Origin of the sequence: Enterobacter sp. BNK-8 (assembly GCF_048685095.1) — a bacterium.
GTDB lineage: Bacteria > Pseudomonadota > Gammaproteobacteria > Enterobacterales > Enterobacteriaceae > Enterobacter > Enterobacter quasiroggenkampii.
This window is the reverse complement of record NZ_JBLQTN010000001.1, coordinates 461,298-476,292: the sequence shown is the minus strand read 5'-3', so window position 1 is coordinate 476,292 and position 14,995 is coordinate 461,298. Positions and strand designations below refer to the sequence as shown.

Genomic DNA, 14,995 nt, shown 5'->3' with positions numbered 1-14,995 from the left:
AATGATTCAGGACACCCGTCCCAGGGCGCGTTTTACCGGGCCAAAACTGCGCCGATGGTGTTCGGTTGCGCCATGTTCAGCCAGCCTCTCCAGGTGGAAAGGTGTGGGATATCCCTTATGCTGGGCGAAACCATACTGAGGGTAAGTGAGGTCCAGCGCGGCCATTTCGGCGTCGCGTGTCACTTTGGCAATAATAGAAGCTGCGCTAATTTCTGCGACCCGGCTATCGCCTTTGACCACTGCCATTGAAGGCATGGGCAGCGCCGGACAGCGGTTGCCGTCAATCAGGACATATTCAGGGGCGATTTTCAGCCCCGCTACCGCACGCTGCATCGCCAGCATCGTGGCGTGCAAAATATTCAGCTCGTCTATCTCATGCGGTTCAGCGCGCCCGAGACTCCAGGCCAGCGCTTTCTCCTGAATCTCACTAAACAACGCCAGTCGGCGCTTTTCAGACAATTTTTTAGAGTCGTTCAGCCCGACGATCGGCCGAGCCGGATCGAGGATCACCGCAGCGGTCACCACTGCCCCGACTAACGGACCACGACCCACTTCATCCACGCCCGCCACAAGGTGGGTGTGAGGATAAACAAATTCCATCATTTTGCTAACTCCAGCACCGCATCGGCCGCTTGCTCATCAGCATGACAGCGGATCAGTTGATGCAGTTCACGGAAGGTATCGTGCATCTGGTGGCTGGTTTTACCGTTGGCGAGCAGCGGCAGCAGCGCCTCGGCAAGCGCCTGCGGCTGGCACTCATCCTGCAGCAGCTCTTTCACCAGCTCGCGCCCGGCAAGCAGGTTTGGCAGGGAGACATAATCCGTTTTCACCAGACGTTTTGCCAGCCAGAAGGTAAACGGCTTCATGCGATAACCGACCACCATCGGGCATTTCGCCAGCATACATTCCAGCGCCGCCGTGCCGGAGGCCAGCAGTGCGGCATCGCTCGCATACATTGCTTCCCGCCCTTGCCCGTCCAGAAGACGGACGTGAAGATCCGGGGCGACGTCTGCTTTGATGCGCTCAAACTGCTCGCGGCGTTTGGCATTCACCAGCGGCACGACCACTTCGAGATCGGGGTACGTCTGGCGAAGAATTTGCGCTGTCTTGAGGAAATCAGCACTCAGCATCTCCACTTCTGCGCCACGGCTGCCGGGCAGCAAGGCCAGACAGTGCACATCATGGGGGATGCCCAGCATGTCGCGCGCCGCGTTTTTATCCGGATCCAGTGGCATTGCATCCGCCATGGTATGACCGATAAAACGGCACGGAACATTAAATCTGTCGTAAAACGCTTTTTCGAAAGGCAGGAAAGCCAGCACCAGGTGGGTGGACCGTCCGATTTTGAAAACGCGTTTCTGTCGCCACGCCCAGACGGACGGACTGACGTAGTGAATGGTTTTAATGCCCTGCTTTTTCAGGTTCCCTTCGAGGGTAATATTGAAATCAGGTGCATCGATACCGACAAACACATCGGGTTTGAGTTCTGTAAAGCGGCGGGTGAGATCGGCACGAATGTGCAGCAAACGGCGCAGCCGTCCCAGCACCTCAACGATACCCATCACGGCCAGCTCTTCCATTTCGTACCAGGCTTCACAGCCTTCGGCCTGCATCAGCGGGCCAGCAACGCCGACAAAGCGAGCATTGGGTACACGCGCCTTAAGCGCACGGATGAGACCTGCACCAAGAATATCGCCGGAGGTTTCTCCGGCGACCAGGGCTATCGTAAGCGGACGACTGTCGACCATTAACGAATCAGACCCCTTGTTGAACGGTCAAAGAACTCCATGAACGCGTCCACTTCCGGGTGCTTTTTCGCCAGTTCGGCAATTTCCGGCTTCGCCTCTTCCAGCGTTTTACCGCTGCGATACAGCAGTTTGTACGCGTTGCGGATGGCAGTAATCGCTTCGCGACTAAAGCCACGACGCTTGAGGCCTTCGATGTTCACACCAAACGGCGTGGCATGGTTGCCCTGCGCAATCACATACGGTGGGACGTCCTGCGCCACACCGGAGCATCCACCGACCATCACGTGCGCACCAATGATGCAGAACTGATGGACTGCGGTCATGCCGCCAATGATGGCGAAGTCATCAACCGATACGTGTCCTGCCAGCGTGGCGTTGTTGGCAAGAATACAGCGGTCACCCACGGTACAGTCGTGCGCGATATGCGCATTCACCATAAACAGGTTATCGCTGCCCACCTTCGTCAACCCACCACCCTGTACTGTTCCACGATGAATGGTGACGCTTTCGCGAATACGGTTACGATCGCCAATTTCCAGACGGGTCGACTCACCAGCATATTTCAGATCCTGGTTAACTTCGCCGATGGAGGCGAACTGATAGATCTCATTATTGCAGCCAATGGTCGTGTGACCATTCACGACAACGTGAGATTTCAGTACTGTACCCTCACCAATTTCGACATGGGGTCCAACAATACAAAACGGGCCAATGTGGACGTTAGCACCAATGATGGCACCGGTTTCCACAATCGCGGTAGGATGAATAAAGGCGGATTTATCAATCACGTATCAGGACTCCCGGCTACGAGCACACATCATCGTCGCTTCGCAAACAACTTTGCCGTCAACCAGCGCTACGCCTTTGAAGCGAGTCAGGCCACGACGCGTTTTTTCAAAAGTGACTTCCATGATCATCTGATCACCAGGCACGACAGGGCGCTTAAAGCGCGCTTCATCAATACCCGCGAAGTAATACAGCTCACCTGGCTCCAGTTTACCGACGCTTTTGAACGCCAGAATACCGGTAGCCTGAGCCATCGCTTCCAGAATCAACACACCCGGGAAGATAGGCTTACCAGGGAAGTGGCCCTGGAAGAACGGCTCGTTCACGGAAACATTTTTCACTGCGCGCAGAAAACGACCTTCTTCAAAATCCAGCACACGATCTACCAGCAGAAACGGGTAGCGGTGCGGCAGAAGTTCTAAAATCTCTTCAATATGCAGAGTATGAGTGTCAGTAGTCAAAATACTCTTCCTGTCAAAATGTACTGATAACAATAATAACACGGCCTGCCGGTTTATTAGAAAGCCGACAGGCCGGGAAAAATAGCGTTCAACGGATGACGCTTAGTCTTGTTGATCGATCTTACGCTCAAGAGACTTGAGGCGCTTGCTCATATCATCAATGTTCATCACCAGAGCTGCTGTTTTACGCCATACCTTGTTGGGCTGAAGCGGAATGCCGGAGGAATAGACGCCAGGTTCAGTGATAGGACGCATTACCATGCCCATTCCCGTCACGGTCACCTTGTCGCAAATTTCCATATGGCCATTAATCACGCTCGCACCGCCAATCATGCAATAACGGCCAATTTTCAGGCTGCCCGCCATGATGACGCCACCTGCAACCGCGGTATTGTCGCCAATCACAACGTTATGCGCAATCTGGCACTGGTTATCGATGATAACACCATTGCCAATGATCGTGTCGTCAAGCGCGCCACGGTCAATGGTGGTACAGGCGCCGATCTCCACGCGATCGCCAATAATGACGCGACCAAGCTGCGGGATCTTCACCCAGTTACCGCGATCGTTAGCGTAACCAAAGCCATCAGAACCAATCACGGTGCTGGACTGAACGAGGCAGTTTTCGCCAATTTCCACGTCATGATAAACGGACACATTGGCCCACAAACGGGTCCCCGCGCCGATTTTCGTATTTTTCCCAACGAAGCAGCCTGGGCCAATGACGACGTTATCGCCCAGCACAACGCCGGATTCGATAACCGCATTCGCCCCAACGGCGACGTTGTTACCCAGCCTGGCCGTCTCATCAATCGCTGCGCTGGCAGCAATGTTCTGGGCCGGTTGCGGCGTGGTATCAAGAATTTGAGCCATGCGTGCATACGTCAGGTAGGGGTTTTTCACTACCAGCGCGCTTACAGTGGCAAATGGAAGATCGTCCTGCGTCAGAACAACAGCTGACGCCTGGCATTGAGCCAGTTGCTCACGGTACTTAGGGCTTACCATGAAGGTAATCGTGCCAGCTTTAGCAGATTGCATGGACGCAACAGCGGTGATGACGATATCGCCATCACCGTGTAATTCTGCATCCAACTGCTGAGCTAAATCAGCCAGTCGAATTGAAGGCATTACTTATTTAACCTGTTTCAGAACATCAGCAGTGATGTCTTTAACATCTTTGCTGTTGAAAGCAACGGCGTTCGCATCAACAACCAGATCGATGCTCTGATCGGCAGCCACTGCTTTAACAGCGGTCTGAATGCGAGTCACCAGCTTGCCGCGTTCTTCGTTAGAACGACGCTGACGATCCTGCTCGAAAGCCTGCGCTTTCTGGGAGAACGTCTGGCGCTGAGCCATTACGTCTTTTTCCAGCTTGCTGCGGTCGCTTGCTTTCATGGTAGAACCATCACGCTGCAGACGCTGCATTTTGGACTGAAGATCGTTTTCCATACCCTGCAGTTCGCTTGCACGGCCTTTGAATTCGTTTTCCAGAGTCGCAGAAACACCTGTTTTCTGTGCAACCTGCTGGAACAAATTACCCATGTTGACGATTGCAATTTTGTCTGCTGCCTGAGCAGAAGTTGCCATCGCTAAACCGAGACCTGCAGCTAATAACCACTTTTTCACAATTAACTCCTTACCATCCCATTGGCACCAGAAGGTACCGTTCTTTGCGTGGCAAGGCGATCGTTTTACCGATCGCCAGTTGTCAGCGCTACACTGCCAACGCATTCCTTTGCTGCGGATTATTACCAGGTTTTACCAATGTTAAACTGGAATTGCTCCGACTTATCTCCATCATATTTCTTAAACGGCTGGGCGTAAGAGAAGACCAACGGCCCCAGCGGTGACATCCATTGTAATGCGATACCGGCAGACATGCGAATATTGCTCGGATCGCTGTAGTCAGGAACACCTGCCGCACGCATCTGGGCCGTATTCTGCCAGTTGGTATCCCACACCGTGCCCGCATCCCAGAAGAAGGACGTACGGACGGAGTTCGCGTATTTATCGCTGATAAACGGCGTTGGAGTGATGAACTCCAGGCTGGCAACGGCCATAGCATTACCGCCGACTGCGTCATCGGAGCTACAGACATTTTTATTACCGTTTGCATCTGTGGCGGATTTATCGCAGTTATCTTTGTCGTTCCCGCCGTAGTAAACCGCTTTCGGACCAATGTTGTTGGACTGGAAGCCACGAACGGTACTGGAACCACCGGCATAGAAGTTTTCATAGAACGGCAGTTCTTTGCCGCCTAAACCATCACCATAGCCCCAGCGGGTACGACCCAGAACCACCCACTTATGATCGTCGTCGATCGGGAAGTAGGACGCGGTATCCAGCGTCACCTTATAGAACTCGTTATCGGAGCCCGGCACGGTGACTTTACCGTTCAGGTTGACGCGAGAACCTTCCGTTGGGAAGTAGCCACGGTCGAGACGGTTATAGGTCCAGCCGTAGTTGAAGGTGAAGTCATCCGCCGCAAAACCGTTATTATCGCTGGTGGTGCTCGCTGACTGGCCAATAGAATCCAGATAACGCCACATCGCCACCTGCGGTTGCATATTGGACAGGTCGTTATGCACGTAACCTAAGCCCGCACGCAGGGTGTTGTATTCGTTGATCGGGAAGCCAAGCGTACCGTCCACACCGTAACTCTTGTTGGTGTACGAGGACAGATCCGCATCGTCTGCTTTAAAGTCGTTATAGAAGATACGACCGCCCAGGCTCACACCGTCAACGGTGAAGTATGGGTTCGTTACAGAGAACTCAGAGTAAGTCTGGTAGTCGTTTTTGGTACCGTTAATTCCGACAGAGTAACCCGTACCCAGCCAGTTATCTTGCTGCACGCCGACCTGGAAGCTGACGCCGCTTTCGGTACCGTAGCCCACACCGAAGTTGAAGCTACCGGTGTTACGCTCTTTCACTTTATAAACGACATCAACCTGATCCGGGCTGCCCGGTACGCGCTGGGTGTCGGTGTCCACCGTTTCAAAATAGCCCAGACGGTTCAGACGCTCTTTACCCTGATCAACGAGATCGCTACCTAACCATGCGCCTTCCATCTGACGCATTTCGCGACGCAGAACGGAGTCTTTGGAGGTGTCGTTACCGACGAAGCGGATCTTACGCACGTAGAAACGGTTACCCGCGTCAACATTCACGTGCAGCTTAACGGTTTTATCCGCGTCATTGATTTCCGGCTGAGTCTGTACGCGCGGATAGGCATAACCATAACGGCCGAGCAGCTTCTTAATGCTGTCTTCCATTTTGGTGACCTTGGAACCGCTATAGAGATCGCCTGGCTGAATTTTGGTCAGCGATTCGATTTCAGCAGAATGCCCCGCCAGGTTACCACTTACCTCAACACCCGAAAGCTTGTACTGATCGCCTTCAGTGATGTTGATCGTAATGTAGATGCCTTTCTTGTCCGGCGTCAGACTCACCTGAGTCGAGTCGATATTGAAACGCGCGTAACCACGATCCAGATAGTAGCTGCGCAGGGTTTCAAGGTCGCCCGCCAGTTTCTGTTTCTGGTATTTGCGATCGCCTACCACGTTCCACCATGGCACTTCATCGCGCAGCTGGAAGGTGGAGATCAGTTCGTCGGTGCTGAACGCGTGGTTGCCGACAATGTTGATCTGCTGGATCTTCGCAGAAACACCTTCCTGGAAGACCAGCTTCAGGTCAACACGGTTACGTGGCAGCGGAGTAACAACCGCTTTCACGCTGGCGCTGTATTTACCGACGCTGTAGTAGAAGTCTTCCAGACCTTTTTCAATGTCTGAAAGGGTTGTGCGGTCCAGAGACTCCCCCACACGAACACCGGATGCTTCAAGGTTTTGCTTGAGCATGTCATCTTTCACCGACTTGTTGCCGGAGAAAGTGATACTGGCGATCGTTGGACGTTCTTTTACCTGTACCAGCAGCGTATCACCATCGCGCAGGACGCGGACATCCTCGAAGTTGCCGGTGGCAAACAGAGCACGGATGGTGTTACTGATATCATCATCATTAACCGTATCGCCGGGGCGCACAGGCATACTGAGGAGGGCCGCACCAACGGCGACACGCTGAAGGCCTTCGAAATGAATGTCTTTCACTACGAACCCGTCAGCACCGTATACGGTGGCGCTGCTAAACAGCAGCGACGCTATGAGCAACTTTTTCATCGCCATCGTTATTATGCGTTCTTCCTAACTAACTCTCTTACAACCGAGAGAAATCATTGAAAAGTGCAAGCCCCATTAACAGCACCAGCAAAATCGAGCCAATGCGATAACTAAAGTCTTGAACTCGCTCGGATACCGGTCCGCCTTTTAGCTTTTCAATCGCTAAAAACAGCAGATGACCCCCGTCTAAAACGGGAAGCGGGAACAGGTTGATTATCCCAAGGTTCACGCTAATGAGCGCGAGGAACATGAGATAGTAAATCACCCCGAATTCCGCTGACATCCCAGCCCCCTGAGCAATCGAAATTGGCCCACTGAGGTTGTTCAGTTTCACATCACCGGTTATCAATTTCCCCAACATGTTGACCGTCAGCTTCATCAGTTGCCATGTTTTATCCGTGGCTTCAAGGATGGCGCTGAACGGCCCATACTGGCGTATTGTCTTGTACTCATCTGGCAGCGGGATCACTTTTGGCACAACGCCTGCAAACCCTTCTGCCTTCTTGCCGACCGACTTCGTATCCGGGATCAGCGTCAGCGAAAGCGGACTGCCCTGCCTTTCAACTTCCAGCGCGAGAGACGTACCCGGATTATCGCGCACCAGAGTAACAAAGGTCATCCACTCTGTTAATGGTTGACCATCGACTTTAACGATCCTGTCGCCTGCTTGCAAACCCGCTTTGCTCGCCGCCGAGTTGGCCTGGACTTCGGCTAATACCGGCTCGATCTGTGCGCCGCGTGGACGAATGCCCAGCGCAGCGACGGGATCCTCTTTGTCCGGCTCGAAACGCCAGTGACGTAAATCGAGCACTTTGTCCTGACGGGCGTCTGACCCAAACGGCGATACGCTGATGGTGGTCTGCGGATCGCCAATTTTAGCAACCAGCTGCAGTCGCACGGCATCCCAATCAGGGGTTTCGATACCATCAATCGCTTTAAGTTCCATCCCGGATGTAATTTGCGCACTCGCCGCGATGGAGTTGGGGGCAATTTCACCGACCACCGGACGTACGCCAGGGACGCCGATGATAAACACCAGCCAGTAAGCGAAAATCGCAAAGATGAAGTTGGCTACCGGTCCGGCAGCGATGATGGCGGCGCGTTGTCCAACGGTTTTATTGTTGAATGCGCTGTGTCGCAGCTCAGGCGCGACAGGCTCGACGCGTTCGTCGAGCATTTTGACGTAGCCGCCCAGCGGGATAAGGGCGATGACAAATTCTGTGCCGTGGCGATCGGTGCGCGTCCAGAGTGATTTACCAAAACCGATGGAAAAGCGCTCTACGCGCACACCACAGCGGCGAGCAACCCAGAAATGGCCAAATTCATGCACGGTAATCAGTACACCCAGTGCAACTATGAACGCCGCCAGATTCCAGAGAATGCTCAGCATAAAACCTTCCGTTAAATCGTCCCGAATACCAGTAAAAGCAAACACGCAAACACGGGAACAGCCGCTGTCAGGCTATCAATGCGATCCAGTATACCGCCATGCCCTGGAATCAGGTGTCCACTGTCCTTAATCCCTGCTTCACGCTTGAACATACTTTCGGTTAAATCACCGAGCACGGAGGCAAGCGCAGCAAAAATCGAGCACACCAGCAGTATTGACGGTGCCACTTCAAGATTCGCCCAGACGCCGTAGCCCCAGGAGATGATCGCGGCCGTAAACAAACCGCCGATGAATCCTTGCCAGGTTTTGCCCGGAGAAACCTTCGGCGCCAGCTTATGTTTGCCAAACAGTTTACCAAACATATAGGCCCCAGAGTCAGCCCCCCAGACGAGAATCATCACATAAAGCAGCCAGATCGCACCGCTGTAGTGGTTTTCGTCGTAGTGCCAGGCGCGCAGCGCAACCATACCCCAGAAAAAAGGAATAATGGTGAGCAAACCAAAAATCAGTCGCAGCACTTTTGAATGACGCCATAACGCCGCGGAGCCGGGATAAAACAGCACCAGCAACAGCGCGGCCACCCACCAGGCCAACGATATCCACAAGGAACCGGCCACCAGGGGCTGATGAATATCATGATGATATTCAGGCAACGTAAACAGCATTATGGCCAGAATAAAGCCACACAGTACCGCAAGCCATACTCGCTGCGTGCGCGAGGTAAAGCCGCTAAACTGTCCCCATTCCCACGCGGCGAGCATGCACACCACCAGCGTAACAATAGCGAATCCCACCGGGGGCAGTAAAAACAGCGCCGCAATGACAATGGGTATTAATACAAAAGCGGAAATCAGGCGATACTTCAGCAAAAGCTACCCCCATCAGGCGTTATCGCCACCAGGCTCGGTGCCGCCGAAACGACGCTCTCGATTGGCAAAGGCATGCAGCGCACCTTCAAAGTCTTGTTCATCAAAATCGGGCCAAAGAACATCCGTAAAGTAAAGTTCAGCATAGGCAATTTGCCATATCAAAAAGTTACTTATGCGATGTTCCCCCCCTGTCCTAATTACCAAATCCACAGGTGCCTGTTCATTCATGCAGATTTGCTTGCTCAGCGCCTCTTCATCAATTTGGTCGGGTCTCAACAGCCCTTCCTGAACCTGTTCGGCCAGATGCCGAACGCCCTGGATAATATCCCAGCGTCCGCCGTAATTCGCCGCAATATTCAGCGTCAGTCCGGTATTATTTTCCGTCAGCGCTTCTGCTTTGCGAATCCGTTCCTGCAAACGTGAGTTAAAACGACTGGTATCGCCAATGATACGCAGGCGGACGTTGTGGCGGTGCAGGCTTTTTACTTCGCTGTCTAGCGCCCACACAAACAATTCCATCAACGCAGTCACTTCCTGCAGTGGTCGATTCCAGTTTTCACTGCTAAAAGCATAGAGCGTTAACGCATCAATGCCGTTATTGGCGGCAAAAGAAACGGCGCGGCGAACAGATTTCGCCCCAGCTTTATGCCCAAAGGCTCGTATTTTCCCTTGTCTTTTCGCCCAGCGGCCATTGCCATCCATAATGATTGCTACATGACGGCAGCCATGCGCTGGCAAGTTTTCGCTTATTGGTTGATTCGCAGACAACATAACGCGTTTTTTGTCCCTGAAAAGGATTTAACGGTACTCAGGAATACTGAAGCCGATACATAAAAAAGCCGTGTCAAACCACGGCTCACCTGACCACGTAAAGTCAAATACCTGCGATCAGGTGGCGCAGACTATATCACTGAAGCCCAACGCTAACAAATAGCACGACGACTAGTGGTTGCTTTATCACCAGCTTGCGAGACGTGTCACCTGTTGGCGCGCAATATTACGCGCAGCTGCATCCACCGCCAGCACCTCTTCCACGCTCTGTGGTTCGCGCAAATCCATCATCTCCAGTACCGCTAAATTCAACGCCGCGATATCGGTAAAACGAATTTGCTGATTCAGAAATGCTTCAACGGTAATTTCATTGGCTGCATTCAGTGCCGTTGTCGCCGCCTGCCCCTGGTCAAAGGCCGTCATCGCAAGCTTCAGACAAGGGTAACGGTCGTAGTCTGGCTCACTGAACGTCAGGGAACTTAGCTTGCAGAAATCAAGCGGCTTCACGCCGGACTTCACTCGATTCGGCCACGCCATGGAATGGGCAATTGGCGTACGCATATCCGGTTCGCCCAACTGCGCCAGCACGCTGCCATCCTGATAACGCACCATCGAATGAATCACCGATTGTGGGTGAATCAGTACTTCCATCTGTTTCGCTGACGCATTGAACAGCCAGCGCGCTTCAATGTATTCCAGACCTTTGTTCATCATGGTGGCAGAGTCAACGGAGATTTTACGCCCCATCGACCAGTTCGGATGACGGCACGCCTGATCCGGCGTCATGGCACGCAGTTCAGACAGTGGCGTTTCACGGAACGGGCCACCAGACCCGGTAAGCAGAATAGACACGACGCCATTCTGCTCCAGGTCAGCGTACCCCAGGTTCTGTTGAAAAGGTTGCGGTAAACTCTGAAAAATCGCGTTGTGCTCGCTGTCGACAGGCAAAAGACGCGCCCCGTGCTGCTTCACCGCCTCCATAAACAGGCGTCCGCAGGTCACCAGCGACTCTTTATTGGCCAGCAGAACGTCCTTACCGGCATCAATCGCGGCAAGCGTCGGCAATAATCCTGCCGCCCCGACGATGGCCGCCATCACCTGATCCACCTCATCCAGCGCCGCCATCTCGCAGGCCGCCTGTTGACCACTCAGCACCTCGGTTCGGCTGCCCTTCTCAAGCAGCTGTGCTTTCAACAGGCGCGCGCTCTCTTCGTCATCCATCACCGCATAGCGGGGCGTAAACTCCAGGCACTGCTCAACCATTCGCTGCACATTCTTACCGGCCACCAGCGCTGTCACGGTGTAAAGTTCAGGATTATGGCGAACGACGTCGAGAGTACTGCAACCGATAGAGCCGGTTGAGCCGAGGAGTGTTAAATGCTTCATGAGATGCCCGAAAAGTTAGACCAGATAAAAGCAAAACGCCGCCAGCAAGACCCTAAGTCTCTCTGAACGGCGTTTATCAGTGTACGACAGAAATCAGAACTGCATCAGTTCCGCTTCTTTATCTGCCAGCGCCGCATCAATTTTCTTGATGGCAGCGTCAGTCATTTTCTGAATGTCGTCCTGGGAACGACGATCGTCATCTTCACTGATCTCTTTTTCTTTCAGCAGCGCTTTGACTTTATCGTTCGCGTCGCGGCGAACGTTACGCACGGAGACACGACCCTGCTCAGCTTCGCCACGCACCACTTTGATCAGGTCTTTACGACGCTCTTCGGTCAGCGGTGGCAGTGGAACGCGGATGTCAGCACCCGCAGAGCTTGGGTTCAGACCGAGGTCAGACGCCATGATCGCTTTCTCAACCGCCGGGCCCATAGAACGATCGAATACATTGATTTTCAGCGTACGGGTATCTTCTACCGTCACGCTCGCCAGCTGACGCAGTGGGGTTGGCGTACCGTAGTACTCGACGATGATGCCATCCAGCAGGCTTGGGGAAGCACGGCCAGTACGGATTTTGCTGATTTGGGTTTTGAACGCTTCTACGCATTTTTCCATGCGTACTTCAGCATCTTTTCTGATGTCGTTAATCACGTTACGAATCCTTGAAAACTTGTCTCAGGCAGACTATCCGCCAGCACAGCGCTACAGGTGTGCTAAGTATAGTCGCGTTTAATTCATGACAACGCCAAAGGCGCGCCCGGGTAAGATACCACTACAAAATAAAGCGGAATCTTACCTGTATTTATCGTCAACGGAAATTATTCCGTGATCAAAGTGCCTTCTTTTTCGCCCATGACCACGCGACGCAGTGCGCCAGGTTTGTTCATGTTGAAGACACGGATCGGCAGTTTGTGGTCACGAGCCAGCGTGAAGGCGGCAAGATCCATCACTTTCAGCTCTTTATCCAGCACTTCGCTGTAGCTCAGCTGATCGTACATGGTTGCAGACGGATCTTTTGCCGGGTCGGCAGTAAACACGCCATCGACTTTGGTCGCTTTCAGTACCACATCAGCTTCGATCTCGATACCGCGCAGGCAGGCAGCGGAATCGGTCGTAAAGAACGGGTTACCCGTACCGGCGGAGAGGATCACCACGCGGTTGTTGCGCAGCAGGCTGATAGCTTCTGCCCAGCTGTAATTATCGCATACGCCATTCAGGGGGATCGCGGACATCAGGCGGGCGTTCACATAGGCGCGATGGAGCGCATCACGCATCGCCAGGCCATTCATCACGGTTGCCAGCATACCCATGTGGTCGCCCACAACGCGGTTCATCCCCGCTTTCGCCAGACCAGCACCACGGAAAAGGTTGCCACCGCCAATGACCACGCCAACCTGGATGCCCAGTTCGACCAGTTCTTTGATTTCCTGTGCCATGCGATCAAGGATGCTTGCGTCAATACCGAAGCCTTCCGATCCCTGCAGCGCTTCGCCACTCAGCTTAAGCAGAATGCGTTTGTACACGGGTTTTGCATTGGTAGCCATGTTTCTTTCCTGAGACTGTCAACGATTAAGATGGGGGTTAATTCTGGCGACATGATATGCCGCAAATCAGTACAGCGATACTGGAGCCTGTCTGATTTCCTGTGACGGGTGACAAAAAGAAGCCGCCCTCAGGCGGCTCCTTTTCAATCATTAAGACTGCTTGGACATTGCAGCAACTTCTGCTGCGAAGTCAGTCTCAACTTTCTCGATGCCTTCGCCCACTTCGAAGCGGATGAAGCCAGTTACGTCAGCGTTGTGCTCTTTCAGCAGCTGAGCAACAGACTTGCTTGGATCCATAACGAATGGCTGGCCAGTCAGAGAAACTTCGCCGGTGAATTTCTTCATGCGGCCTTCAACCATTTTCTCTGCGATTTCTTTTGGTTTACCAGACTGCATCGCGATGTCCAGCTGAACCTGGTACTCTTTCTCTACCACTTCAGCAGACACGTCTTCTGGCTTAACGAATTCTGGCTTGCTTGCAGCGATGTGCATTGCCAGCTGTTTAACCAGCTCTTCGTCAGCGCCTTTAGCCGCAACCAGAACACCGATACGTGCACCGTGCTGGTAAGAGCCCAGAACGTCGCCTTCCAGAGAAGCAACGCGACGGATGTTGATGTTCTCACCGATTTTAGCAACCAGCGCAACACGTTCTTCTTCGAACTGTGCTTTCAGAACTTCAACGTCAGTGATTTTGCCAGCAACCGCTGCGTCCAGAACTTTGTTAGCAAATGCCTGGAAACCACCATCTTTAGCAACGAAGTCAGTCTGGCAGTTAACTTCCAGAATGATGCCGTAGGTGCCGTCGATTTTAGTGATGATCACGCCGTCAGCAGCAACGTTGCCTGCTTTTTTAGCTGCTTTGATCGCACCGGATTTACGCATGTTTTCGATTGCCAGCTCGATGTCGCCGTTCGCTTCAGTCAGCGCTTTTTTGCAATCCATCATGCCTGCGCCAGTACGCTCGCGCAGCTCTTTTACCAGGGATGCGGTAATTTCAGCCATTCTTAAATCCTCGGGAGATGTGAACTGCCCGGCCGGGGGCCAAACAGTGTAAATTGAAAAAAGGGGCCGGTAATGGGCCCCTATTCATACACGGTACTAATAAGGGGTAAAACCTTATTATTCAGCTTCTACGAAGCTTTCTTCCGCCTGAGAAGCCAGATCCTGGGAACGGCCTTCACGAACGGTAGCAGCTACAGCGCTCAGGTACAGGCTAACAGCACGGATTGCGTCGTCGTTACCCGGGATAACGAAGTCAACACCGTCCGGATCGGAGTTGGTATCAACGATAGCGAATACCGGGATACCCAGGTTGTTAGCTTCTTTGATTGCGATGTGCTCGTGGTCTGCATCGATTACGAACAGCGCGTCTGGCAGGCCGCCCATATCTTTGATACCGCCCAGGCTGTTTTCCAGCTTGTCCAGTTCACGAGTGCGCATCAGCGCTTCTTTCTTAGTCAGCTTGTCGAAAGTACCGTCCTGAGACTGGGTTTCCAGATCTTTCAGGCGCTTGATGGACTGACGAACAGTTTTCCAGTTGGTCAGCATGCCGCCCAACCAGCGATGGTTCACGAAGAACTGGTCGCAGCTGTTAGCAGCATCTTTCACAGCTTCGCTTGCAGCGCGCTTAGTACCAACGAACAGAATCTTACCTTTACGGGAAGCGATCTTGTTCAGCTCAGCCAGGGCTTCGTTGAACATTGGTACCGTTTTCTCAAGGTTGATGATGTGAACTTTGTTACGTGCGCCGAAGATGAAAGGCTTCATTTTCGGGTTCCAGTAACGGGTCTGGTGACCAAAGTGAACACCAGCCTTGAGCATGTCGCGCATGGAAACAGTTGCCATGTTTAAAACCTCTATATTGA

The 14,995-nt window shown here is 53.0% G+C and carries 15 protein-coding genes; all 15 read right to left on the bottom strand.

The features are described 5' to 3' along the window. Positions 1–6: 6 nt before the first annotated feature. The gene (gene rnhB, locus ACMGGU_RS02245; RefSeq protein WP_045907841.1) at positions 7–603 is read right to left on the bottom strand and encodes a ribonuclease HII; all 597 of its coding nucleotides are present in this window, start codon (positions 601–603) and stop codon (positions 7–9) included. Next, positions 600–1,748: a lipid-A-disaccharide synthase gene (gene lpxB, locus ACMGGU_RS02240; RefSeq protein ID WP_069720180.1), complete on the bottom strand. Its 1,149-nt coding sequence runs from the start codon at positions 1,746–1,748 to the stop codon at positions 600–602. Before lpxB ends, rnhB begins: the two co-directional genes overlap by 4 nt. Further along, positions 1,748–2,536 (bottom strand): acyl-ACP--UDP-N-acetylglucosamine O-acyltransferase, encoded by a 789-nt coding sequence (gene lpxA, locus ACMGGU_RS02235; RefSeq protein WP_045907839.1) that lies wholly within the window; start codon positions 2,534–2,536, stop codon positions 1,748–1,750. Before lpxA ends, lpxB begins: the two co-directional genes overlap by 1 nt. A 3-nt stretch (positions 2,537–2,539) precedes the next feature. After that, positions 2,540–2,995: a 3-hydroxyacyl-ACP dehydratase FabZ gene (fabZ, locus tag ACMGGU_RS02230; protein ID WP_010426706.1), complete on the bottom strand. Its 456-nt coding sequence runs from the start codon at positions 2,993–2,995 to the stop codon at positions 2,540–2,542. Between the two features lie 102 nt (positions 2,996–3,097). Then, a complete protein-coding gene (gene lpxD / locus ACMGGU_RS02225) occupies positions 3,098–4,123 on the bottom strand; it encodes a UDP-3-O-(3-hydroxymyristoyl)glucosamine N-acyltransferase (RefSeq protein WP_023345460.1) in 1,026 nt (341 codons plus the stop codon). A gap of 3 nt (positions 4,124–4,126) precedes the next feature. Further along, entirely contained in the window at positions 4,127–4,621 is a 495-nt protein-coding gene (gene skp, locus ACMGGU_RS02220) for a molecular chaperone Skp (RefSeq protein ID WP_045907838.1), read from the bottom strand. Between the two features lie 122 nt (positions 4,622–4,743). Continuing rightward, positions 4,744–7,176: an outer membrane protein assembly factor BamA gene (gene bamA, locus ACMGGU_RS02215; protein WP_048028440.1), complete on the bottom strand. Its 2,433-nt coding sequence runs from the start codon at positions 7,174–7,176 to the stop codon at positions 4,744–4,746. A 31-nt stretch (positions 7,177–7,207) separates the two neighbouring features. Further along, on the bottom strand, positions 7,208–8,560 hold the full coding sequence (gene rseP / locus ACMGGU_RS02210; protein ID WP_024907524.1) for a sigma E protease regulator RseP: 1,353 nt from the start codon (positions 8,558–8,560) through the stop codon (positions 7,208–7,210). An 11-nt stretch (positions 8,561–8,571) separates the two neighbouring features. Next, positions 8,572–9,429 carry a phosphatidate cytidylyltransferase gene (gene cdsA, locus ACMGGU_RS02205; protein ID WP_045907836.1) on the bottom strand — a complete coding sequence of 286 codons (858 nt, stop codon included), beginning with the start codon at positions 9,427–9,429 and terminating at the stop codon, positions 8,572–8,574. 12 nt (positions 9,430–9,441) lie between these two features. After that, positions 9,442–10,200 carry a (2E,6E)-farnesyl-diphosphate-specific ditrans,polycis-undecaprenyl-diphosphate synthase gene (ispU, locus tag ACMGGU_RS02200; RefSeq protein ID WP_047651476.1) on the bottom strand — a complete coding sequence of 253 codons (759 nt, stop codon included), beginning with the start codon at positions 10,198–10,200 and terminating at the stop codon, positions 9,442–9,444. A gap of 186 nt (positions 10,201–10,386) precedes the next feature. Next, positions 10,387–11,586: a 1-deoxy-D-xylulose-5-phosphate reductoisomerase gene (gene ispC / locus ACMGGU_RS02195; protein WP_048225697.1), complete on the bottom strand. Its 1,200-nt coding sequence runs from the start codon at positions 11,584–11,586 to the stop codon at positions 10,387–10,389. A 93-nt stretch (positions 11,587–11,679) separates the two neighbouring features. Then, complete coding sequence (gene frr, locus ACMGGU_RS02190; RefSeq protein WP_008501909.1) at positions 11,680–12,237, bottom strand: ribosome recycling factor; 558 nt, start codon at positions 12,235–12,237, stop codon at positions 11,680–11,682. Positions 12,238–12,404: 167 nt separating this feature from the next. After that, positions 12,405–13,130 (bottom strand): UMP kinase, encoded by a 726-nt coding sequence (pyrH, locus tag ACMGGU_RS02185; RefSeq protein WP_008501910.1) that lies wholly within the window; start codon positions 13,128–13,130, stop codon positions 12,405–12,407. A 150-nt stretch (positions 13,131–13,280) separates the two neighbouring features. Beyond that, positions 13,281–14,132, bottom strand: coding sequence for a translation elongation factor Ts (gene tsf / locus ACMGGU_RS02180; RefSeq protein ID WP_014830708.1), 852 nt, complete (start codon positions 14,130–14,132; stop codon positions 13,281–13,283). A gap of 117 nt (positions 14,133–14,249) precedes the next feature. Further along, a complete protein-coding gene (rpsB, locus tag ACMGGU_RS02175; protein ID WP_013095653.1) occupies positions 14,250–14,975 on the bottom strand; it encodes a 30S ribosomal protein S2 in 726 nt (241 codons plus the stop codon). Positions 14,976–14,995: the final 20 nt, after the last annotated feature.

Excerpts from the sequence above, each read along its gene's own strand:
- rnhB (WP_045907841.1), bottom strand. The coding sequence starts at position 603 with ATGATGGAATTTGTTTATCCTCACACCCACCTTGTGGCGGGCGTGGAT.
- lpxB (WP_069720180.1), bottom strand. The coding sequence starts at position 1,748 with ATGGTCGACAGTCGTCCGCTTACGATAGCCCTGGTCGCCGGAGAAACC.
- lpxD (WP_023345460.1), bottom strand. The coding sequence starts at position 4,123 with ATGCCTTCAATTCGACTGGCTGATTTAGCTCAGCAGTTGGATGCAGAA.
- bamA (WP_048028440.1), bottom strand. The coding sequence starts at position 7,176 with ATGGCGATGAAAAAGTTGCTCATAGCGTCGCTGCTGTTTAGCAGCGCC.
- rseP (WP_024907524.1), bottom strand. The coding sequence starts at position 8,560 with ATGCTGAGCATTCTCTGGAATCTGGCGGCGTTCATAGTTGCACTGGGT.
- ispU (WP_047651476.1), bottom strand. The coding sequence starts at position 10,200 with ATGTTGTCTGCGAATCAACCAATAAGCGAAAACTTGCCAGCGCATGGC.
- ispC (WP_048225697.1), bottom strand. The coding sequence starts at position 11,586 with ATGAAGCATTTAACACTCCTCGGCTCAACCGGCTCTATCGGTTGCAGT.
- pyrH (WP_008501910.1), bottom strand. The coding sequence starts at position 13,130 with ATGGCTACCAATGCAAAACCCGTGTACAAACGCATTCTGCTTAAGCTG.
- tsf (WP_014830708.1), bottom strand. The coding sequence starts at position 14,132 with ATGGCTGAAATTACCGCATCCCTGGTAAAAGAGCTGCGCGAGCGTACT.
- rpsB (WP_013095653.1), bottom strand. The coding sequence starts at position 14,975 with ATGGCAACTGTTTCCATGCGCGACATGCTCAAGGCTGGTGTTCACTTT.